The 21,693-nt window shown below is 70.8% G+C and carries 17 protein-coding genes; 12 read left to right on the forward strand and 5 right to left on the reverse strand.

The window, feature by feature from the left end:
• Positions 1–147 precede the first annotated feature (147 nt).
• Positions 148–1,377: a trypsin-like serine peptidase gene (locus tag ACIQ1J_RS13045; protein WP_403556752.1), complete on the reverse strand. Its 1,230-nt coding sequence runs from the start codon at positions 1,375–1,377 to the stop codon at positions 148–150.
• A 463-nt stretch (positions 1,378–1,840) separates the two neighbouring features.
• Here ACIQ1J_RS13045 and ACIQ1J_RS13050 point away from each other — a divergent pair, with 463 nt between their 5' ends.
• The 4 genes from ACIQ1J_RS13050 to ACIQ1J_RS13065 all read left to right on the forward strand — a co-directional run bounded on the left by ACIQ1J_RS13050 (position 1,841) and on the right by ACIQ1J_RS13065 (position 8,349).
• Complete coding sequence (locus ACIQ1J_RS13050) at positions 1,841–3,259, forward strand: aminotransferase class III-fold pyridoxal phosphate-dependent enzyme (protein WP_403556754.1); 1,419 nt, start codon at positions 1,841–1,843, stop codon at positions 3,257–3,259.
• 41 nt (positions 3,260–3,300) lie between these two features.
• Complete coding sequence (locus ACIQ1J_RS13055; RefSeq protein WP_403556756.1) at positions 3,301–5,346, forward strand: IucA/IucC family protein; 2,046 nt, start codon at positions 3,301–3,303, stop codon at positions 5,344–5,346.
• Between the two features lie 87 nt (positions 5,347–5,433).
• Positions 5,434–6,132 carry a GNAT family N-acetyltransferase gene (locus ACIQ1J_RS13060; protein ID WP_403556758.1) on the forward strand — a complete coding sequence of 233 codons (699 nt, stop codon included), beginning with the start codon at positions 5,434–5,436 and terminating at the stop codon, positions 6,130–6,132.
• Positions 6,133–6,312: 180 nt separating this feature from the next.
• The gene (locus ACIQ1J_RS13065) at positions 6,313–8,349 is read left to right on the forward strand and encodes an ATP-dependent DNA helicase (RefSeq protein ID WP_403556760.1); all 2,037 of its coding nucleotides are present in this window, start codon (positions 6,313–6,315) and stop codon (positions 8,347–8,349) included.
• A gap of 151 nt (positions 8,350–8,500) precedes the next feature.
• Here ACIQ1J_RS13065 and lexA read toward each other — a convergent pair whose 3' ends face one another.
• Entirely contained in the window at positions 8,501–9,280 is a 780-nt protein-coding gene (gene lexA, locus ACIQ1J_RS13070) for a transcriptional repressor LexA (protein ID WP_210962798.1), read from the reverse strand.
• A 628-nt stretch (positions 9,281–9,908) separates the two neighbouring features.
• On the opposite strand from lexA, the gene nrdR reads away from it, so the two are divergent.
• Entirely contained in the window at positions 9,909–10,460 is a 552-nt protein-coding gene (gene nrdR / locus ACIQ1J_RS13075) for a transcriptional regulator NrdR (protein WP_210962799.1), read from the forward strand.
• 167 nt (positions 10,461–10,627) lie between these two features.
• Entirely contained in the window at positions 10,628–13,522 is a 2,895-nt protein-coding gene (locus tag ACIQ1J_RS13080) for a vitamin B12-dependent ribonucleotide reductase (protein ID WP_403556763.1), read from the forward strand.
• A gap of 57 nt (positions 13,523–13,579) precedes the next feature.
• Here ACIQ1J_RS13080 and ACIQ1J_RS13085 read toward each other — a convergent pair whose 3' ends face one another.
• A complete protein-coding gene (locus ACIQ1J_RS13085) occupies positions 13,580–14,113 on the reverse strand; it encodes a TerD family protein (RefSeq protein ID WP_403556765.1) in 534 nt (177 codons plus the stop codon).
• Positions 14,114–14,271: 158 nt separating this feature from the next.
• Between ACIQ1J_RS13085 and ACIQ1J_RS13090 the strand changes: the two genes are divergently transcribed.
• The 3 genes from ACIQ1J_RS13090 (at position 14,272) to ACIQ1J_RS13100 (ending at position 16,576) form a co-directional block, all read left to right on the forward strand.
• Positions 14,272–14,877 (forward strand): YdbC family protein, encoded by a 606-nt coding sequence (locus ACIQ1J_RS13090; protein WP_403556767.1) that lies wholly within the window; start codon positions 14,272–14,274, stop codon positions 14,875–14,877.
• A gap of 121 nt (positions 14,878–14,998) precedes the next feature.
• Entirely contained in the window at positions 14,999–15,658 is a 660-nt protein-coding gene (locus ACIQ1J_RS13095) for a histidine phosphatase family protein (protein ID WP_210962801.1), read from the forward strand.
• A gap of 12 nt (positions 15,659–15,670) precedes the next feature.
• Positions 15,671–16,576, forward strand: coding sequence for an ADP-ribosylglycohydrolase family protein (locus ACIQ1J_RS13100; protein ID WP_403556769.1), 906 nt, complete (start codon positions 15,671–15,673; stop codon positions 16,574–16,576).
• A 329-nt stretch (positions 16,577–16,905) separates the two neighbouring features.
• On the opposite strand, the gene ACIQ1J_RS13105 is transcribed toward ACIQ1J_RS13100, so the two are convergent.
• A complete protein-coding gene (locus ACIQ1J_RS13105) occupies positions 16,906–18,453 on the reverse strand; it encodes an MFS transporter (RefSeq protein WP_403556771.1) in 1,548 nt (515 codons plus the stop codon).
• Positions 18,454–18,638: 185 nt separating this feature from the next.
• Between ACIQ1J_RS13105 and ACIQ1J_RS13110 the strand changes: the two genes are divergently transcribed.
• From ACIQ1J_RS13110 to ACIQ1J_RS13120, 3 genes are all read left to right on the forward strand, one after another.
• Positions 18,639–19,259 carry a TetR/AcrR family transcriptional regulator gene (locus ACIQ1J_RS13110; protein WP_403556773.1) on the forward strand — a complete coding sequence of 207 codons (621 nt, stop codon included), beginning with the start codon at positions 18,639–18,641 and terminating at the stop codon, positions 19,257–19,259.
• Between the two features lie 81 nt (positions 19,260–19,340).
• Positions 19,341–20,042, forward strand: coding sequence for a ribonuclease HII (locus ACIQ1J_RS13115; RefSeq protein ID WP_210962805.1), 702 nt, complete (start codon positions 19,341–19,343; stop codon positions 20,040–20,042).
• 68 nt (positions 20,043–20,110) lie between these two features.
• Complete coding sequence (locus tag ACIQ1J_RS13120) at positions 20,111–20,740, forward strand: hypothetical protein (RefSeq protein ID WP_210962806.1); 630 nt, start codon at positions 20,111–20,113, stop codon at positions 20,738–20,740.
• Positions 20,741–20,926: 186 nt separating this feature from the next.
• Here ACIQ1J_RS13120 and ACIQ1J_RS13125 read toward each other — a convergent pair whose 3' ends face one another.
• The gene (locus tag ACIQ1J_RS13125; RefSeq protein ID WP_403556776.1) at positions 20,927–21,541 is read right to left on the reverse strand and encodes a hypothetical protein; all 615 of its coding nucleotides are present in this window, start codon (positions 21,539–21,541) and stop codon (positions 20,927–20,929) included.
• Between the last annotated feature and the right edge of the window lie 152 nt (positions 21,542–21,693).

Below are 21,693 nucleotides of genomic sequence, written 5' to 3' on the forward strand. Positions count from 1 at the left end.
TGTGGAACGTACGAATTCGGAACCAGCGAATGCGAAACATACGGCTGTGGAACACGCTCATGTCACCGAAGGCGCGGTGGGGTGCGTCGGGCGGGCCCGACGCACCCCACCGTCCTCCGCGTCGGGACGGTGCGCCTCAGCGTGCGGTCACTGGCCGGCGAACTTGCCGCTCACCGCGTCGAACACACCCTTGGCCTCCTCGCCCAGCCGCGGACCGGCCAGCCAGCCGGCCGTCACCGGGCCGATCGAGGTGTTGGACACCAGCGCCGGCCGGCCGTCGGAACCGGCCGCGACCCAGCCGCCGCCGGACGAACCGCCGGTCATGGTGCAGCCGATGCGGTACATCGTCGGGTCGGAGGCCCCGATCGACAGCCGGCCGGGCTTGTCCTCGCACTGGTACAGCTTCTGGCCGTCGTACGGCGCTGCGGCCGGGTAGCCGATCGCCTCGAGGCTCTTCACCTGGGGCACCGCGGGCGCGTCGAAGCTCACCGGAAGCGCGTCGCCGACCGTCTCCTCCAGGGACTTGCCGTCGCTGCCCTTCTCCGGTGTCACATGGATGACGGCGTAGTCGTACGAGGCGCCGTCACCGCCCGTCGCGCCGCCCTGCTCGATCCACTGGTCCGAGGTCTGCGCCCAGTCGCCCCACCAGACGCCGTACGGAGCGACCTCCTCCTTGGTGGCGTTCTGCAGTTCCGCGGTCGACTTGCCGGCGTCGTTGTACGAGGGCACGAAGGCGATGTTGCGGTACCAGCCGCCCTTCTTGCCCGCGTGCACGCAGTGGCCGGCCGTCCAGACCAGGTTGGACCTGCCCGGGTTGGCCGGGTCCTCCACGACCGTGGCCGAGCAGACCATCGAGCCCTGGGGGGAGTCGAAGAGCAGCTTGCCCGCGGTGGCGGCGCTGTCGTGGTACTTGGGCGGCACGGCCTGCGCCTGCACCGGCTGCGGCTCCGGGTCGGTGACGCCCTGGTCACCGGAGAGGTCGCTGTCGTCGACCTCCTGGTCCGGCTCCTGGGCGTCCCGCATACGGTCCGGGTCCCACAGGTCCTCGATGATCGGGTTGACGTAGTCCTGCGCCTCACGCAGCCAGTCGTCCTTGCTCCAGTTCTTCCAGGCGCCGTTCTTCCACTCGTCGACGTCGATCCCGTGTTCTTTGAGCTTGTCCTTGATGTGGTCCGGGATCCGGATCTCGCCGTTGCCGCCGTCCGCGGCGGTCGCGGAGGCCGAGGCGTCACCGCTCGCCTCGGGGTCGCCGGACTCGCAGGCGGTGGCGGTGAGCGCGAGTGCCGAGACGAGCGCCACGGCGACCGGCACGGGGGAGTTTCTGCGCCGCCCGCGCCTGTGCCCGCGCGTGGTCAACGACGGCCGTATGGATCGCATGCTGGTGATTCCCCCTATGGTGAACTGCCCTGGAACGGCACCACACACTATTCGTTCGCTGTGGGGGAGTTCCGACGGAACGGCAACGGTTCGGATACGAGCCATCTGACCTGGCCAGCATCAGCATCCATGCGCGGGTCCGGCACCGCCCCCGCAGTACGGCGCATGTCCGGCGGGGGATCCCGCCGGCCCGGGCTCCTCGTCGGAGGCGTTCGCCTGATGACCGGCAGGCCTCCCTGAGCGCCTCGCGCGGTGACGACGGCCGCCCGCCCCTGCACGGATCTTCGGGCAACCCGTAACCCCGCGAACGGCCGGGTGTTGGTAGCGGTGGGGGCCTGCTGTCCGGGTGCGGTCCCCCGTGCCGAGGGCGCCCCGCACGTCGGGTCGCCGCTGGACAGCGGGAGGTCGGGAAGCCGTGGCGGAATCCGCGTGCAGGGGGTTTACGTCCGGAGGCGGGAACGCCGTGCCGACCGCGGGGAAGGATGCTGCGGGCGGGGCGCCGTCGTCGGCGCGGGCGCGTACCGCGCAGGACAGCGCCCCGAAGCGTCAGCCGGCGCGTGAGTCCGCGGCTCGCACCTACGCGCGCGCCCTTCCCGTCGTACCGGTCCGGGCCCGGGGGCTCACCATCGAGGGCGCCGACGGCCGCCGTTACCTGGACTGCGTCTCGGGCGGGGGCGCACTGGCCCTGGGGCACAATCACCCGGTCGTGCTGGAGGCCATCCGCAAGGTTCTCGACTCCGGGGCTCCTTTGCAGGTCATGGACCTCACCACCCCCGTCGAGGACGCCTTCGTCACCGAGCTGCTGCACACCCTGCCGCCCGGACTCGCCGACCACGCGCGCGTGCGGTTCTGCGGACCGTCCGGTACGGGCCCGGTCGCCACCGCCGTCGAGCTGGTCCGCGCCGCCACCGGGCGGAATCGGGTGATCACCTTCACCGGTACCCACCACCGGGCGACCGCCGAGGCGTGCGCGGGCCACGGCGACGCCTGCGACACCCGCCCCGCGCGCCTGCCCTACCCGCAGGACCACTGCCCGTTCGGCGTCGGAGGAGAGCGCGGGGCCGAACTCGCCGCCCTCTGGGCCGAGTCCGTCCTCGACGACCGCCGGCCGGGGGAGCGGCTGCCCGCCGGGATGGTCCTCGAACCGGTCCACAGCGAAGGCGGAGTGCTTCCCGCGCCCGACGCCTGGATGCGGCGCATGCGCCGGAGCACGGCGGAACGGTCCGTTCTGCTGATCGCCGACGAGACCGAGACGGGCGTCGGGCGGACCGGGGCCTTCTGGGCGGTCGAACACAGCGGCGTCATGCCCGACGTACTGGTCCTGTCCAAGTCGATCGGCGGCAGCCTGCCGCTGGCCGCGGTGGTGCACCGCGGCGACGTGCACACGGGGGAGTCCGGTGCGCACACCTTCCGCGGCAACCAACTCGCCCTGGCCGCGGGCGCGGCGACCCTCGCCCACGTACGCGAGCACCGCCTCGCCGAGCACGCCGCCGTACTGGGGAGTCGGATGCTGACCCGATTGCGCGGCCTGGCCGAGGAGTTCGGGTGTGTCGGTGACGTCAGGGGGCGGGGCCTGATGCTCGGCGTCGAACTGGTCGCACCGCACGGTGCGCGCGAGACCCCTGCCGACGGCACGGACCCAGGCCCCGCGCCGGGCACCGCCGCCGAGGCAGCGGCCGCCGTCCAGCGGGAGTGCCTGCGACGCGGGCTGATCGTGGACCTCGCGGGCCCGTCCGGGAACGTCGTACGACTGCTGCCGCCGCTGATCGTCACCGAGGAGCAGGCGTCGGCGGTCCTGGACCGACTCGCCGACGCGGTGGCGGCGGTGGACCGAAGCCATGCCGACCACGCCCCACCGCACGGGGCGCGCGCCGCGCGCTGAGATCCGCTGCCCAGACCACAGCACGTCACGAGGGACCCGCCTTGCACACCACCCCCACACCCCGACCGACAACCGCCGCGATCGCCGGATCGCCGTCGGCCACCCCTGCCGTTCCGGCGCCGCCGTCGGCCGCCGCCGCGCATCCGGGGCCGGTTCCGGCTGCTGCTGCTGCCGCCAGCCCGGGATCGGGTCCGGCCGCCGCCGCTGCCCCAGTGCCCGCGCCCGTACCGGCCCTCGCCGCCCTTTCGGCGCCCGCTCCTCCGCTCACCGCCGATGTCCTGGACCACGCGGACCCGTACACCGGGGCCCAGGCGGCGACCGTGGAGAACCTGCTGCGTTGCTGGGCGCGGGAAACCGGCGCGACCGCCTCCGGCAGCGGTGTCCTCCATGTGCCGCTCCCGGCCAGCGGAACTGCTCTGGCCGTTCCCGTCCACTACTGGTCGCCGACGGGACGGCACCGATTCGGCCTCCCGCGCCTGGCCGGCGCCCCCGCTTCGGCGCCACCTGCCGACGCCGTCACGGTCGCCGCGTTGTTCGTACGGGAGACGGCCGGCGAGTCGGGCCCCGACGGGACCGACCTCGTCGCGCGTGTCGCCGACTCCGTCCGCCGTACCGCCGTTTTCCTCCGCGACCGCCGGGAAGACCGCCCCTCCGACGGCCCCGACGGCCCCGACGGCCCCGACGGCAGCCCCGGCGGCGGTTCCGATGGCGGTCCCGACCTCTTCCTCGCCGCCGAGCAGGCGCTGCTCCTCGGCCATCCACTGCACCCCACACCCAACAGCAGAGAAGGGCTCACGGAGGCGGAGGCACAGCGGTACTCACCCGAACTGCGCGGCTCCTTTCCCCTGCACTGGGTGGCCGTCGCCCCCTCCGTACTCGCCACCGACTCGGCCTGGACCGAGCGCGGTCGCCCGGTCACCGCGCCCCTGCTCACCGCCCGCCTCGCGGGGGACGGGCCGGCGCCACCGGAGGGCTACGCGGTCCTTCCCCTGCATCCCTGGCAGTACCGCGCGGTACGGCACCGACCGGAGACCGCGGCCCTGCTGGACGCGGGGCTGCTCAGGGATCTCGGCACCCGGGGCGCCCCCTGGTATCCCACCTCCTCGCTCCGAACCGTCTACCGAACCGGCGCCGCCGCCATGCTCAAGCTCTCGCTGGCCCTGCACATCACCAACTCCCGCCGGGAGAACCTCCGCAAGGAACTCCACCGCGGAGTCGAGGTCCACCGCCTGCTGCGCGCTGGAGTGTCCCGTCAGTGGCAGGCCGTCCACCCGGACTTCGACATCGTCCGCGACCCGGCCTGGCTCGCCGTCGACGGACCGGACGGGGAGCCGGTGCGAGGGCTCGACGTCGTCATCCGGCACAACCCCTTCCGGCCCACGGACGACGTCTCCTGTGTCGCCGGCCTCGTCGCGCCCCGGCCGCGGGGGCGGGCGAACGGCTCCGGCCGGCCCGCCGCCGACGTCCCGCGCTCCCGGTTGGCCGAGGTCGTCACCCGACTCGCCGGGCGGACCGGCCGCCTCCGCCAAGCCGTCGCCGCCGAGTGGTTCCTGCGCTATCTCCATCACGTCGTACGCCCCGTCCTGTGGCTGGACGCCCACGCCGGGATCGCCCTGGAGGCGCACCAGCAGAACACCCTCCTTCTGCTGGACGCCGACGGCTGGCCCGCCGGCGGCCGCTACCGCGACAACCAGGGCTACTACTTCCGCGAGTCCCGCCGCGCGGAACTCGACGCCCGGCTGCCCGGCATCGGCGAGCACAGTGACACGTTCGTCCCCGACGAGGTCACCGACGAGCGATTCACGTACTACCTCGCCATCAACAACGTGTTCGGCCTCATCGGCGCCTTCGGTTCCCAGCACCTCGCCGACGAGCGGCTGCTGCTCGCGGCCTTCCGCCGTTTCCTGCGCGATCTCGCGTCGGGCCCCGCCCCGCTGCACAGCCCGCTGCCCGCGCAACTCCTCGACTCGCCCGTACTGCGCTGCAAGGCCAACCTGCTGACCCGGCTGCGCGGCCTGGACGAACTCGTCGGCCCGGTGGACACCCAGTCCGCCTACGTCACGATCACCAACCCGCTGCGTGCCTGAGCACACCGCCGGCCCTTCACCGGCCCACTCTCCGACGCCCTGCCGGCCCCACCCAGCCCCCCTTCCGACTCCCGAAAGAGCGACACCGTGGCTTCCACCGATGCGAGCGCCGACGACACCCTGGACCTGCACCTGCCCGAGGAATTCGTCGCCCTCTTCGGCCAGGGCAAGCAGGGGGAGGCCCAAGCCGGGACGGAGACGACGCGGGCCGTCGACGACCTGCTCGACCGTGTCGCCGACTGGGGCCCGGCCGTCACACCCGCGGGCCTGTTCCACCTGGTGCCCGTCCGTGTCGACCGGGACGCCCCGATCATCACCCGCTGGATGAACGACCCCGCCGTCGCCGCGTTCTGGGAGCTGACCGGACCGCGGAGCGTGACCGAGGAACACGTACGGGCGCAGCTCGCGGGCGACGGTCGCAGCGTCCCCTGCGTCGGCATGCTGGAAGGGCTGCCGATGAGCTACTGGGAGATCTACCGGGCCGACCTCGACCCGCTGGCCCGGTACTGTCCTGTCCGGCCGCACGACACCGGTCTCCACCTCCTGATCGGCGATGTCACCGACCGCGGGCAGGGCGTCGGGACCACCCTGATCAGAACCGTCACCGACCTCGTCCTCGCGAGGCGGCCCGCCTGCACGCGCGTGCTCGCCGAACCCGACGTCCGCAACACGGCCTCCGTCGCCGCGTTCCTCGGCGCCGGATACCGGTTCGCCGCCGAGGTCGACCTGCCCGCCAAGCGAGCCGCCCTCATGATCCGGGACCGGACGCCGCGCACGCTGCCGTAGCGTCGTGCGGCCCAGTTCCGACGGCCCGATCAGTGACACCTCCACCCGCCGACCGGCGCCCCGCCCGCCCAGGAGCCCACCCTTGCCCCGGCCCTCCCCCCGATCCGTCCCGCCCCTGCCGTCCCTCGCTCCCGCCTCGCCCGTCCGTTTGTCAGTGCCGGGCCGTAGGGTGGTCGCGCTATGACGAAGCCCTCACTCCCCGAACTCCTGCACGCCGCCGTCACCGCCGTCGGCGGCACGGAGCGTCCCGGCCAGGTGGCCATGGCCGAAGCCGTCGAGGAAGCCATCGACGGCGGCTCCCATCTGCTGGTCCAGGCCGGCACCGGCACCGGCAAATCGCTGGGCTATCTGGTGCCCGCGCTGGCGCACGGGGAGCGGGTCGTCGTGGCCACCGCGACCCTGGCCCTGCAGCGCCAGCTGGTCGAGCGGGACCTGCCCCGCACGGTCGACGCACTCCACCCTCAGCTGCGCCGCCGGCCGGAGTTCGCGATGCTCAAGGGCAGGTCGAACTACCTGTGCCTGCACCGGCTCCACGAGGGAGTCCCCCAGGACGAGGAGGAGGGCCTCTTCGACCAGTTCGAGGCCGCCGCCCCCACCAGCAAGCTGGGCCAGGACCTGCTGCGGATGCGCGACTGGGCGGACGGGACCGAGACCGGCGACCGCGACGACCTCACGCCCGGTGTGTCCGACCGGGCATGGTCGCAAGTGTCGGTGTCGTCCCGGGAGTGCCTGGGCGCCTCGAAGTGCGCGTACGGAGCCGAGTGCTTCGCCGAGATGGCCCGCGAGCGCGCCAAGCTTTCCGAGGTCGTCGTCACCAACCACGCCCTTCTCGCCATCGACGCCATCGAGGGTGCTCCGGTGCTGCCGCAGCACGAGGTGCTGATCGTCGACGAGGCGCACGAGTTGGTCTCCCGGGTCACCGGCGTCGCCACCGGCGAGCTCACCCCCGGCCAGGTCAATCGGGCGGTGCGGCGGGCCGCGAAGCTCGTCAACGAGAAGGCCGCCGACCAGCTCCAGACCGCGGCCGAGGGTTTCGAGCGGCTGATGGAGCTGGCACTGCCGGGGCGTCTGGAGGAGGTCCCGGAGGATCTCGGCTACGCGCTCATGGCACTGCGCGACGCCTGCCGTACGGTCATCTCCGCGATCGGCGCGACCCGCGACAAGTCGGTGCAGGACGAGGACGCCGTCCGCAAGCAGGCGCTGGCCTCGGTGGAGTCCGTGCACGACGTGTCGGAGCGGATCACGAACGGCTCCGAGTGGGACGTCGTCTGGTACGAGCGGCACGAGCCCCGCGGCGGAGCCGCATATCGGCACAGTGGCGCCTCGCTGCGGGTCGCTCCCATGTCCGTCGCGGGTCTGCTGCGCGAGAAGCTCTTCGCGGACCGCTCGGTCGTCCTGACCTCCGCGACCCTCAAGCTGGGCGGCGACTTCAACGGCGTCGGGGCCTCCCTGGGCCTCGCCCCCGAGGGCACCGAGGGCGACGACGTGCCCCAGTGGAAGGGCGTCGACGTGGGATCGCCGTTCGACTACCGCAAGCAGGGCATCCTCTACGTCGCCAAGCACCTGGCGCGCCCCGCGCGGGATGGCGACCGCGGTGACATGCTCGACGAGCTCACGGAGCTGATCCAGGCGGCCGGCGGCCGCACGCTGGGACTGTTCTCCTCGATGCGGGCGGCCCAGCTGGCCGCCGAGGAACTGCGCTCCCGCATCCCGGAGTACCCGATCCTGCTCCAGGGCGAGGAGACACTCGGCGAGCTGATCAAGAACTTCGCCGCAGACCCGAAGACCTGCCTCTTCGGCACGCTGTCGCTCTGGCAGGGCGTCGACGTGCCCGGTCCGAGCTGTCAGCTGGTCGTCATGGACAAGATCCCGTTCCCGCGCCCGGACGACCCTCTGATGAGCGCCCGTCAGAAGGCGGTGGAGGAGGCCGGCGGCAACGGCTTCATGGCGGTCGCCGCCACGCACGCCGCGCTGCTGATGGCCCAGGGCGCGGGCCGCCTCGTACGGGCGTCGGGCGACCGCGGCGTGGTCGCCGTACTGGACCAGCGACTGGCGACGGCCCGGTACGGGAGCTATCTGAAGGCGTCACTGCCCGACTTCTGGTTCACCACTGACCGCAACCAGGTCCGCAAGTCGCTGGCCGCGATCGACGCGAAGGCGCGGCAGACGGAAGAGACGGAAGCGGCGGAAGCGGCGGAAGAGACGGACGGCGACTGAGCCCGTGGTTTCCCGCCGGCGCCGACGGGGTGCTCGGCTGGACACCACGGCCCGACTCCGCACAGCGCGGGGCCCCGGAACCGGCGCAGAGGTTCCGGGGCCCGGTCGGGTCGGCGGGTCGCTGTCGTGGCGTACCCGCCCGCCGTGGCGCTCAGACGCGGCGCAGTACGGCCACCACCTTGCCGAGGATGGTCGCGTCGTCACCGGGGATCGGCTCGTATGCCGAGTTGTGCGGGAGGAGCCAGACGTGGCCGTCTTCGCGCTTGAAGCGCTTGACGGTGGCCTCGCCCTCGAGCATCGCGGCCACGATGTCGCCGTTCTCGGCGACCGGCTGGCGGCGTACCGTGACCCAGTCGCCGTCGCAGATGGCGGCCTCGATCATCGAGTCGCCGACGACCTTGAGGACGAACAGCTCGCCGTCACCGACCAGCTGCCGCGGCAGGGGGAAGACGTCCTCGACGGACTCCTCGGCGAGGATCGGCCCACCGGCGGCGATGCGCCCGACGAGTGGGACGTACGACGCGGCCGGCTTGCCCGCGGTGTCCGTGGGCTGCACGGAGGCGGCCTGGTCGGAGCCGCGCACCTCATAGGCGCGCGGGCGGTGCGGGTCCCGGCGCAGGAAGCCCTTGCGCTCCAGCGCCATCAGCTGGTGCGCGACGGAGGAGGTGCTGGAAAGGCCGACGGCCTGGCCGATCTCCCGCATCGACGGCGGGTAGCCGCGCCGTTGCACGGAGTCGCGGATGACCTCGATCACCCGGCGTTGGCGGTCGGTGAGTCCCGAGCTGTCGGCCCGGATGCCAGGAGGTCGGCCTGGCAGGGAGCGCTTGTGCCCCTCGGGATTCGTGGCGTCGCTCATCGCGTGCACCGGCTCAGGTCGGCCCTGGGGGCGGTCCTGGGCAGTGATGGCGGCACTGTCGGCGGTGGTGGTCACGTCGGCCCCTCTCGATGGTCTCCCTGCTGCACAACGGTAGTAGCTTTCGAAAGGTTGCGCCAAACACACGTTCGAGTGAAAAATCGCGAATCGCTCGCCCGGAATGTGTTTCTGGGTGTATGGCTATCGCGGTGCCTGGCGGACATAAGGGCCCATTGCTGTACTCTTCACCGCCGTGGTGACAACCTCGGGGAGGTCGCTCCAGTCTGCCATCCGGCATCCCGTTCGATGGCGTGGGTCCCCTCATCTGTGCCGTAGCCCCACGCCCCCTCCTCGCGGTGCCCACGGTATCTCCGCATGCGTCCGGGCGATACGGGCGTGCGTGCGGGCGATACGGGCGTGCGTGCGGGTGTCCGCCGTGCCGCCTCGGCCGTACGCCGTGCCGCCTCGGCCGTACGCCGTGCCGCCTCGGCCGTACGGCACCTGTACGTAGTGGAGCGACACGCGTGCAGGGCGTGTATGTATGAGCCAATCCCCACATCTAGTGGTTGGATTGCAGCAGCAGCCCACAAGTTGTGGTCCCCCGGGTCTTCGAGCCCGCCGCGATCGCCTATGCTGGGGGCTGCTTCGAGGGGCCTGAAGGGTCTTTCGAGGCTATTGAGTCTGCTGTGAGGAGGGTTCGGAGTTCATGCACTGCCCCTTCTGCAGGCACCCCGACAGTCGCGTCGTCGACAGTCGTACGACCGACGACGGCACGTCGATCCGCAGGCGCCGCCAGTGCCCTGACTGCTCCCGTCGTTTCACGACCGTGGAGACGTGCTCGCTCATGGTGGTGAAGCGGTCCGGGGTCACCGAACCGTTCAGCCGGACCAAGATCATCAATGGTGTGCGCAAGGCCTGCCAGGGCCGGCCCGTCACCGAGGACGCGCTCGCCCAGCTCGGCCAGCGGGTCGAGGAGGCGGTGCGGGCCACCGGAAGCGCGGAGCTGACCACCCACGACGTGGGGCTGGCCATACTCGGCCCGCTGCAGGAACTCGACCTCGTCGCGTATCTGCGATTCGCCTCCGTCTACCGGGCGTTCGACTCGCTCGAGGACTTCGAGGCCGCGATCGTGGAGCTCAGGGAGGCGACGGGGCATTCCGGCGGAGACGGCGACGACGCCGGCGCGGGGAGCCAGGAGAACGACCGCGGATCCACGGGGGCGGCACAGGTCCCCGAGCCCGCAGGCGCCGCCGACTGACCGGCGGGCCGGGCCCGGACTTCGGCGCCCGGGCCCGGCCGGACGGCGGCGAGTGACAAAGACCTGTTGCGGGCGGTGTGAGAGATGCCCGCAACACAAGACAGAACACCGTGCCACGGGAACAATCGGGGCACTTCAGGGCGTTTTCGCCCGTACAGGGAGGCGGCATGACAGAGACGGCGAGCGGTCCGGCACGGAGTTCCCGCGCCAAGGGCACGAAGGCGGGCAAGGGACTCCGCGTCGAGCGCGTCCACACCACTCCCGGCGTCCACCCCTACGACGAGGTGGCCTGGGAGCGTCGTGACGTCGTCATGACCAACTGGCGCGACGGCTCGGTCAACTTCGAGCAGCGTGGCGTCGAGTTCCCCGAGTTCTGGTCGGTGAACGCGGTCAACATCGTCACCAGCAAGTATTTCCGGGGTGCCGTCGGCACCCCGCAGCGTGAGGTGAGCCTGAAGCAGCTCATCGACCGCATCGTGAAGACGTACCGGAAGGCCGGCGAGGACCACAAGTACTTCGCCTCGCCCGCCGACGCCGAGATCTTCGAGCACGAGCTGGCCTACGCCCTCCTGCACCAGATCTTCAGCTTCAACAGCCCCGTCTGGTTCAACGTCGGCACGCCCCAGCCGCAGCAGGTCTCCGCCTGCTTCATCCTGTCCGTCGACGACTCCATGGAGTCGATCCTCGACTGGTACAAGGAAGAGGGCATGATCTTCAAGGGCGGCTCGGGCGCCGGCCTGAACCTCTCCCGGATCCGCTCCTCCAAGGAGCTGCTCTCCTCCGGCGGCAACGCCTCGGGGCCGGTCTCCTTCATGCGCGGCGCCGACGCCTCCGCCGGCACGATCAAGTCCGGTGGCGCCACCCGCCGGGCCGCGAAGATGGTCATCCTCGACGTCGACCACCCCGACATCGAGGACTTCATCCAGACCAAGGTCTCGGAGGAGGAGAAGATCCGCGCCCTGCGCGACGCGGGCTTCGACATGGACCTGGGCGGCGACGACATCACGTCCGTCCAGTACCAGAACGCCAACAACTCGGTCCGCGTGAACGACACGTTCATGAAGGCCGTCCAGGACGGCGGCAAATTCGGTCTGACGTCCCGCATGACCGGCGAGGTCATCGAGGAGGTAGAGGCCAAGGCGCTCTTCCGCAAGATGGCCGAGGCCGCGTGGGCGTGCGCCGACCCGGGCATCCAGTACGACGACACCATCAACCACTGGCACACCTGCCCGGAGTCCGGCCGGATCAACGGCTCGAACCCCTGCAGCGAGTACATGCACCTGGACAACACGTCCTGCAACCTCGCCTCGCTGAACCTGATGAAGTTCCTGAAGGACGACGGCAGGGGCAACCAGTCCTTCGATGCCGAGCGCTTCGCCAAGGTCGTCGAGCTCGTCATCACCGCGATGGACATCTCCATCTGCTTCGCGGACTTCCCGACCCAGAAGATCGGCGAGAACACCCGCGCCTTCCGCCAGCTCGGCATCGGCTACGCCAACCTCGGCGCCCTGCTGATGGCGACCGGCCACGCCTACGACTCCGACGGCGGCCGCGCCCTGGCCGGCGCCATCACCTCCCTGATGACCGGCACGTCGTACCGGCGCTCCGCCGAACTCGCCGCGATCGTCGGCCAGTACGACGGCTACGCCCGCAACGCGCAGCCGCACCTTCGGGTCATGAAGCAGCACTCCGACGAGAACGCCAAGGCCGTCCGCATGGACGACCTGGACACGCCGGTCTGGGCCGCCGCCACCGAGGCCTGGCAGGACGTGCTGCGTCTCGGCGAGAAGAACGGCTTCCGCAACTCCCAGGCGTCCGTCATCGCTCCGACCGGCACCATCGGTCTCGCGATGTCCTGCGACACCACCGGCCTCGAGCCCGACCTCGCCCTGGTCAAGTTCAAGAAGCTGGTCGGCGGCGGCTCGATGCAGATCGTCAACGGCACCGTCCCGCAGGCCCTGCGCCGCCTGGGCTACCAGGAGGAGCAGATCGAGGCGATCGTCGCCCACATCGCCGAGCACGGCAATGTGATCGACGCCCCCGGCCTCAAGCACGAGCACTACGAGGTCTTCGACTGCGCCATGGGCGAGCGCTCCATCTCCGCGATGGGCCACGTCCGCATGATGGCCGCGATCCAGCCGTGGATCTCCGGCGCCCTCTCCAAGACGGTCAACCTGCCGGAGTCGGCGACCGTCGAGGACGTCGAGGAGGTCTACTTCGAGGCCTGGAAGATGGGCGTCAAGGCGCTCGCCATCTACCGCGACAACTGCAAGGTCGGCCAGCCCCTCTCCGCCAAGACCAAGGAGAAGGAGAAGGCCGAGGTCACGGAGAAGACCGAGGCGGCGATCCGCGAGACGGTCGAGAAGGTCGTCGAGTACCGCCCGGTCCGCAAGCGCCTTCCGAAGGGTCGTCCCGGCATCACCACCTCCTTCACGGTCGGCGGCGCCGAGGGCTACATGACGGCCAACTCCTACCCGGACGACGGTCTCGGCGAGGTCTTCCTGAAGATGTCCAAGCAGGGCTCGACCCTCGCCGGCATGATGGACGCCTTCTCCATCGCGGTCTCCGTCGGCCTCCAGTACGGCGTACCGCTGGAGACGTACGTCTCGAAGTTCACCAACATGCGCTTCGAGCCGGCCGGTATGACGGACGACCCGGACGTGCGGATGGCGCAGTCGATCGTCGATTACATCTTCCGCCGCCTGGCGCTGGACTTCCTGCCCTTCGAGACGCGCTCCGCGCTCGGCATCCACTCCGCCGAAGAACGTCAGCGTCACCTGGAGACGGGTTCGTACGAGCCGTCCGACGACGAGCTCGACGTCGAGGGCCTGGCCCAGTCGGCGCCGCGCGCCCAGGAGCTGAAGGCCGTCGCCACGCCGAAGGCCGAGGTCGAGGCGGCCAAGCCCGCTCCGCAGCAGGCGCACACCAGCGCCGAGCTGGTGGAGATGCAGCTGGGCATCCAGGCCGACGCACCGTTGTGCTTCTCCTGCGGCACGAAGATGCAGCGCGCCGGTTCCTGCTACATCTGTGAGGGCTGCGGTTCGACCAGCGGTTGCAGCTGACGCGTAGGTCCACATGAGTAAGGGGCGCCCGCCACTGGCGGGCGCCCCTTACTGACGTCAGGGGCGGCGGGCCCGGCCCATCACGCGTGCGAACGTCGGGGGATCACCCTCGAAGCCGTGCACCCCGGCACGGAACTCCCAGGCCCCCGTCTCGTCGCGGACGAACTCCGCGACCGTCGCCGCCGTCGCCGCCGGCACACCGCTGAAGTCGTCCGTGGCGAGGTCGGTGTAACCCTCCCTGATGCGCAGGCCCGGGTTGGTCACGTCGGTGAAGGTCCGGTCCTCGGTACGCTGCTGGATCGCGACGCCCACCACCACGCGCGCGTACCGGGCGTCGAGCCGCTCCAGCTCCAGGGTCATGACCTCGTCGAAACCGAAGCCCTTGCCGTCCTGGCTGTCCCGGTTGAGATAGATGGTGCCGTCGGGGGAGCGGCTGTCGAAGTGCACCACGTAGGCGGGATCACCGTACGGATCGTCCGCCGGATAGGTCCCGGCGACGACATCCAGGTCGGCGGGCGGCTCACCCGCCGGACTCGGGTCCCACCGCAGTGCGACCTCGACCTTGCCGATTCCCTTGCTGAGGCCGTTCACGAACTTCCCCTTCCCAGGTCCCCCGCCCTGCCCGGCCACCTCAAGTGCCGAGCGGTGACGGCCGGTTGTCCATCCTGCCACGCACAGCGAGGCAGTTGCGGGCAAGCGGCCCCCCGGAGAGTGACCGGTGCCACCTTCCCTGGCCTTACCATGGCGCGGTGCTGGTCAAGTGGATTCGCTGCACCGTGGTGGACCGCCGCGGTTTCGAGCGGGGGCAGCGGAAGTGGGCGGGGCTTCCGGGGGAGCCGGGTTTTCGCGGGCAGGGGGGTGGCTGGAGCCGGGGACGGCCGGACGTGGCGCACGTCTTCGCCTTCTGGGAGAGCCGTGCCTTCTACGACTCCTTCATGGCCCGCTCGCACGACCGCCTTGCCCATGCCCAGGCGGGCACCTTCAAGAACGCCCAGGTCAGGCTCTTCGACTACCGGTTCGATGTGAAGACCGGGTTCGAACCGCGTTTCACGGACGCCGACCTGGTGCGGGTGGCGCTCTGCCGCGTCCACGAGGAGCGGGCCGAGCACTATGTCCTCATGCAGGAGAAGGTCTGGAACCCCGCGATGGCCGGCTCACCCGGCATGATCCGCGGGCTGTTCGGCGAGGCGCCGGGGAACGAGTACCTGGTGCTGTCCATGTGGCGGTCGGCCGCCGAGCACGGCAAGTACCGCACCGAGCGGGTGGAGCGGCTCGCTCTGCGCGCCCAGACGGAGGCCGACATCGCGGCCCTGACGGGGGACATCGTGCAACTGGAACCCACCTGGACCGTTTGAGCTCCGGATCGACTCTTCGGGTGTCGACGTGCGCCGGCCGGGATGTGGGAACTGTGTGACGTACGCCGTCTGGGGCCCGTTCGAGTGCTTGCTTCCGCCCGACCCGATCTAGGGTTCTGGCATGGCACGACCACGGCGCATCGTTCTTGTCCGCCACGGCGAGTCGACGGGCAACGTCGATGACTCCGTGTACGAGCGCGAACCCGACCACGCGCTGGCCCTCACCGCGCAGGGCCGGGCGCAGGCGGAGGAGACGGGCAAGGGGCTGCGAGAGGTGTTCGGCGGCGAGCGGGTCAGCGTGTACGTCTCCCCGTACCGTCGGACGCACGAGACGCTGCACGCCTTCAACCTCGACCCGGGACTCATACGGATACGGGAGGAGCCACGGCTCCGTGAGCAGGACTGGGGCAACTGGCAGGACCGGGACGACGTGCGTCTGCAGAAGGCCTACCGGGACGCCTATGGCCACTTCTTCTACCGCTTCGCCCAGGGCGAGTCCGGAGCCGACGTGTACGACCGGGTCGGCGGCTTCCTGGAGAGTCTGTTCCGCAGCTTCGAGGACCCCGATCATCCGCCGAACGTGCTGCTGGTGACCCACGGTCTGGCCATGCGGCTGTTCTGCATGCGGTGGTTCCACTGGACGGTCGCGGAATTCGAGTCGCTGTCGAACCCCGGGAACGGTGAGATGCGGATGCTCGTTCTCGGTGAGGACGGCAAGTACACCCTTGACCGCCCCTTCGAACGCTGGCGAGATCCGGAACCGTACGGGATCACCGGATAGAGTGGCAGTGCGATGACCGCTCATTCATCTCCCGACGTGCGCCTGGACCGGGCCCTGTCCAGCCTGCGCGGACTGTCGGTGGGGGACGCGCTGGGCTCACAGTTCTTCGTGCCCGCGAACTACCCGCTGCTGAGACTCCGCGAGCTGCCCCCAGGCACCTGGCAGTGGACGGACGACACGGAAATGGCCTGCTCCGTGATCTCCGTCCTGGCCACGCACCACCGCATCGACCAGGACGCGCTGGCGCTCTCCTTCGCCCGGCACCACGACTTCGACCGCGGCTACGGCCCCGCGGTCAACCGCCTCCTGCGACTGGTCCGGGAGGGCGGCGACTGGCGCGAACTCTCCGCCGCGCTGTTCAACGGCCAGGGGTCCTGGGGCAACGGCGCCGCCATGCGTATCGCCCCGCTGGGCGCCTGGTACGCGGACGACCCCGAGCAGGCGACCCATCAGGCGGAGATCTCGGCCTACCCCACGCACCAGCACCGCGAGGCGGTGGTCGGCGCCATGGCGGTCGCCGCTGCCGCAGCCCTGGCCGCGGACCCCGCAGGCCCGCCCACCCCGCACGCGCTCCTCGACGGGGTCGTCGCCCTGGTACCGAAGAGCGCGGTCGGCGCCGGACTCCGCCGCGCCCGGGACATGCTCGACTACGGCGACGCGGCCACGGTCGCGGCGGTACTGGGTTGCGGCAGGCGTACGACCGCTCATGACACGGTCCCCTTCGCTCTCTGGTCCGCGGCCCGCGCCCTGGGCGACTACGAGCGTGCTTTCTGGACGACCGCCCAGGTCGGCGGGGACGTGGACACGACCTGCGCCATCGTGGGCGGAGTGGTCGCCGCCGCCAAGGCGGGAGCGCCGCCGGGCGAATGGGCCGGGCGGGTCGAGGCGCTGCCCGAGTGGATGGTGACGTCGGCCTAGCCGGCCCGCGAGGGGCGCCGACGGAGGGGACGAGTAATTCGCTTCAACTCTCCGTGTGTGACGGGAACTCTCCGTGACCGGTCGTCCGTTGTCGTGACATCCGCTGTGCGAGGCATGAGCCCCGCACAGCCCGGAGTGTCACGAGGGGGTGGGTCATGGGGGCCTTGCTGTTGCCGGTCCTCGCGCTGCTGTCTCTCGCGCCGCTGCCCCTCGTGCTGCGCGCCCGGTTGAGCGCGCCGGCGACCGCGAGCCGTCGGGGCGGACATCGGCAGGCGTGCCCGGCGCCCGCCGGTGGACACCGCCCTCGCCCAGCCCGCGGTGGCGTACCGTCAGCCGATGCCCGGCCCGGCCGAGCCGGACAGGGCCTCCAGATCGCTCTTGCGCACCCGGATCACCAGCCACGCCGTGGCCAGGGCGAGTACGGCCATGGCAGCAGCCGGAAGGAAGGCCGCCGAGATGCCCTGCGCCAGCACTTCGTGCCCCCATGGCGCCGGCAGCTGGTGCGTCTGGGTGAACTCCGCCTTCTGTTCCGCGGAGCCGTTGGTGAGGAAGTCCGCCCCCTGTTTCTCCGCCTCGTCCTTGGTCGCCGTGCCGAACACCGTCGTCAGGATCGCGAGGCCGATCGATCCGCCCACCTGCTGCATCGCGTTGAGCAGGCCGGACGCCGCGCCTGCCTCGTGCTGGGCCACTCCGGAGACCGCGGTCAGCGTCAGCGTCACGAAGTTCAGGCCCATGCCGAATCCGAAGATCAGCATCGGGCCGAGGACTCCGCCGGCATAGGAGCTGTCGGAGCTGATGAGGGCCTGCCAGCCGAGGCCGACCGCGGCGAGTGTCGAGCCCACGACCATGAACGGCTTAGGGCCGAACACGGGCAGGAACCGCTGCGACAGCCCCGCCCCGAGCGCGATCACCACCGTGACCGGGAGGAAGGCCAGACCGGCCTGGATGGGGGTGTAGCCCAGTACGTTCTGAACGAACAGCACGATGTAGAAGAACATGCCGAACATCGCCGCTGCCAGGCTCAGCATGATCACGTACGTGCCGGCGCGATTGCGGTCGGCGAACATCCTCAGCGGGGTGATCGGCTCCTTGGCCCGCGATTCGATGAACGCGAAGGACAACAGCAGGACCACCGCGGCCGCGAAGGAACCGATGGTCAGGTTGTCCCGCCAGCCCTCGTCCGCGGCCCGGATGAAGCCGTAGACGAGAGACGCCATGCCCGCCGTCGAGGTCACCGCTCCGGCGATGTCGAAGCGTCCGGAGTGCCGCTCGGACTCGCTGATGTACAGCGGGGTGAGCACCGCGATCAACACACCGATCGGCACGTTGACGAAGAGCACCCAGCGCCAGTCGAGCCACTCGGTGAGCATGCCGCCCGCCAGCAGGCCGATGGCGCCACCGCCCGCGGATACGGCCGCGAAGACGCCGAAGGCCCGGTTGCGTTCCGGCCCTTCGGGGAAGGTGGTGGTTATGAGGGCCAGCGACGTGGGCGACGCGATGGCCCCTCCCACACCTTGCAGGACGCGCGCCGCCAGCAGTTGCCAGGGTTCCTGGGCGAAGCCACCGAGCAGCGAGGCGAAGGTGAACAGCAGGATGCCGGTCATGAAGACCCGCCGACGGCCGAGGATGTCACCGGCTCGCCCGCCGAGCAGGAGGAGACCGCCGAAGGTGAGCGTGTAGGCGCTGACGACCCAGGTGAGGTCGGTGGTGCTGAAGCTCAGCGCTTCTTGAATGTGCGGGAGAGCGATGTTCACAATCGTCGCGTCGAGTACCACCATGAGTTGGCAGGCCGCGATGACCGTGAGCGCGATGCCGGGACGCCCCTCCCGGCGGGCAGCTCCCGGCTTCTGGTCTTTGATCAGAGAAGAGGTTGTCACTATGTGTCCCCCACGACCGACTTAGTGAACGCTGGCGTTCACTGTTGCTTCAACGTTAGTGACTCCCCAACAGTGAACGCAAGCGTTCACTTGTGGTGCCGCCGTGCGCGCCGTCCCCCCGTTGTGGCCGCGCGGAAGGCCTCTGACCCCGAAAACCCGTATCCCGCTTCCTGGAGACCCTCGACATGGTTGCTTCGCACTGGGCGGCCGCCTCCGCCCAGACACCCTCCCGCAGGCGTGGCGCGGTCCTCGAACGCGCGATCCTCGACGCCGCGCTGGACCAGCTCGGCACCGTCGGCTGGAACGGTCTGACGATGGAGGGTGTGGCCGCCGGAGCCCAGACCGGCAAGGCGGCGGTCTATCGCCGCTGGCCGTCCAAGGAGGACCTCGTCGCGGACGCGCTCCGGTCCGGGCTGCCGCGTTTCGACACGGTGCCCGACCTCGGGAGCGTGCGCGAGGACCTCCTGGCGCTGTGTGTGAGGGCACGCGACGCGATGTTCTCCCGCCCCGGTTTCGCCTTGCGCTCGGTGATTCACGAATGCGACAGCACGCAGGCGGAGCGTTTCCACGCGGTGATCCTCAAGGGGGTGGTCGAGCCGACTCTGACGATGCTCCGCGAGGTCATCAACCGCGGAATAGAGCGGGGCGAGGTCCGGCGCGACGCGGCAAACGGATACGTCTTCGACGCCATCCCGGCGATGATGATGTACCGCTCCAAGATTTGTGCAAGCGAATGGGCGGACCAGGAGATCGAGGAAATGATCGACCAGCTGATGGTGCCGCTGCTGCGGCCCGACAGCGTCTGACTCCCGGCTGCACGAGCCCCGGTCCCGTTTGGGGAACCGGGGTGTCGCCGGAGGTTCGGGGCGGCGTAGGCTAAGCACGCCATGCCGTACGAACCACCTACTCACACCGTCGAGCGCTCTCTCCGCGCCACGACCGGAGCGAAGATCATTGCCGGTGTCGACGAGGTGGGGCGCGGTGCCTGGGCCGGGCCGGTCACCGTCTGTGCCGCGATCACCGGACTTCGCCGGCCCCCGGCCGGCCTCACCGACTCCAAGCTGCTCACCATCAAGCGACGCACGGAACTCGCCGCGGAGCTGCGGACCTGGGTGACTTCGTACACCTTGGGGCACGCCTCTCCGGAGGAGATCGACGCGCTGGGCATGACCGCGGCGCTGCGACTCGCGGCGGTGCGCGCCTTGGAGACCCTGCCGATCCGCCCCGACGCCGTCATCCTCGACGGCAAGCACGACTATCTCGGGACGCCTTGGAGGGTCCGTACGGTGATCAAGGGCGACCAGTCCTGCGTGGCCGTCGCGGCCGCATCGGTGCTCGCCAAGGTCCAGCGCGACAAAATGATGGCCGAACTGGGTATCGACCATGCAGACTTCGGTTTCGCGGACAACGCCGGGTATCCGTCGCCCGTGCACAAGGCCGCACTGGAGGAACGGGGACCCACCCCGCACCACCGGTTGTCGTGGGCGTATCTTGATGCGCTGCCCCAGTGGCGGCACCTCAAGAAGGTCCGCAGCTGGGTGGACGGAAGTGTTCCGGAAATCGAGGGCCAGCTCGGATTCGATTTCTGACGCTTCCGCTCGCAGGCATGTGTCACCCGCCGACGCGAGCCGCACCAACGTTTGATAAATATCAGCTCATGCCTCTCATTCCCGAGGAGCCTCAGATTCACGAGCAGGCCCAGGGTCCCCGCGCCACTCCGGCCAGCGGCCGCACCGCGCCGACCCCTCGCCCCGTACCCGGCCCCCGACCCGCGGCTCCGCCGCGCCCCGGCCGTCCCGGTCCCGCGCGGCCGGCGCCGCCGGCGCAGCGCGCGTCGCGCGACACGGCCGCGCCCCAACCCGCCCCGTCGGGTCCGGCTCCCGCAGCCGCCCCGGCCGCCCCGCAGATCCAACTGATCCCGGCCTCTCCCGAAGGCGCGCTCGACGCCGCCGAGGAGGCCGTGGACTTGCTGCTGGACTCGGGTCGCACCCCCGGTGACGTGCTGGTGATCACCACCGGCGAACCGCACCCGTGGGCCGTCCACGAACTGTCCTTCGGCGATGCCGCCTACTGGGCACAACACGACGCGGGCGACGACGTCTTCTACGCGGACGCCGCCGTCGCGGAGCGTGCCGCGCCGAGGGCCGTGGTCGTGGTCGCGCTCAGTGGCGGCCCCGAGGCCGCCGCTGTCACCGCCCTGTCCGTGGCCCGCTCCCGGGCCGGCGCGTTGCTGATCGTCTGCGGTGACCCGCAGCGGATCAACTCGGTGCTGGGCGCGGGCGTCTGAGCCAGTTCCGCCGTACCCGGCGGACGCCGATGCGACACGGGGGCCGCCGAGTCGGCCCCCGCACGGTGGCGGCTCCGGCATGCCCGGACGGCAACGCCCACTCGGTGACGTAGTCGGGTGTCGCCAGGTGCTCTCACAGACCTGGACGCCGCGGCCGTACCCGAAGGTGCTCCGCGCCCGTGGCGCTCAGCGAGCCGCCGCGCGGCGCAGCACGTCCGAGGCGACGCCGCCGGTGCGCGGTGGCGGTGGCGACGTCTCCGACGTGGCGAACGGCTCCGGCACGGACGCGGCGTTGGGCCGACGCCCCCCACGGCCCTCGCCGAGGACCTGCCAGCCGTCACGGGTCAGCGTGATGTACGCGCCGCAGCGCAGCCCGTGCAGTGTGCACGCGTCCCGCAGCCCCCACATCCACGCGCCGTCCTCCTCCGTCCAACGCGCATCGCCCTCGCGGCAGTAGAGCAGTACGGCGGTGCGCACCGGGGTGCGACGCCGCAGGTCGTGCGGGATGACCCGGCGAAGCTGGGCGAGCAGTGTGTTGCGGAACATCCATCCGTCGGCGGGGACCCGGCGGCTGGTGAACGAGGCGCTCGCACGCAGTCGTTCGTCCGGATCGAGCACGGCCACGATCGCGGTCGCCGGTTTGGGGCGGTGCCGCGAATGCAGTCCGCCGACGATCTCCCGTGGATCGCGCAGCAGCGGGATCCCGGCGGCGGCCCACTCCGCCGGTTCGAGCAGGCGGGTGGCGGAGGCGGCGGACGGCGACAATGAAGCCGCCGAGGACGGAGCGAATCCGAAGGTCACATTCCTCCCTTCGGCTACGCGCCCGCACTGCGGGCGGGATCGGATTCGGGGGAGCGCGCACCGCAGTGAAGCCCTGCCGGATCACGGACGAGCCGTGCGGGGAGCGGACTGCAATTCTTCCTGTCGAACTTGGTTGCGGCAACGAGCAATTG

Source organism: Streptomyces sp. NPDC097107, from assembly GCF_044762405.1.
GTDB lineage: Bacteria > Actinomycetota > Actinomycetes > Streptomycetales > Streptomycetaceae > Streptomyces > Streptomyces thinghirensis.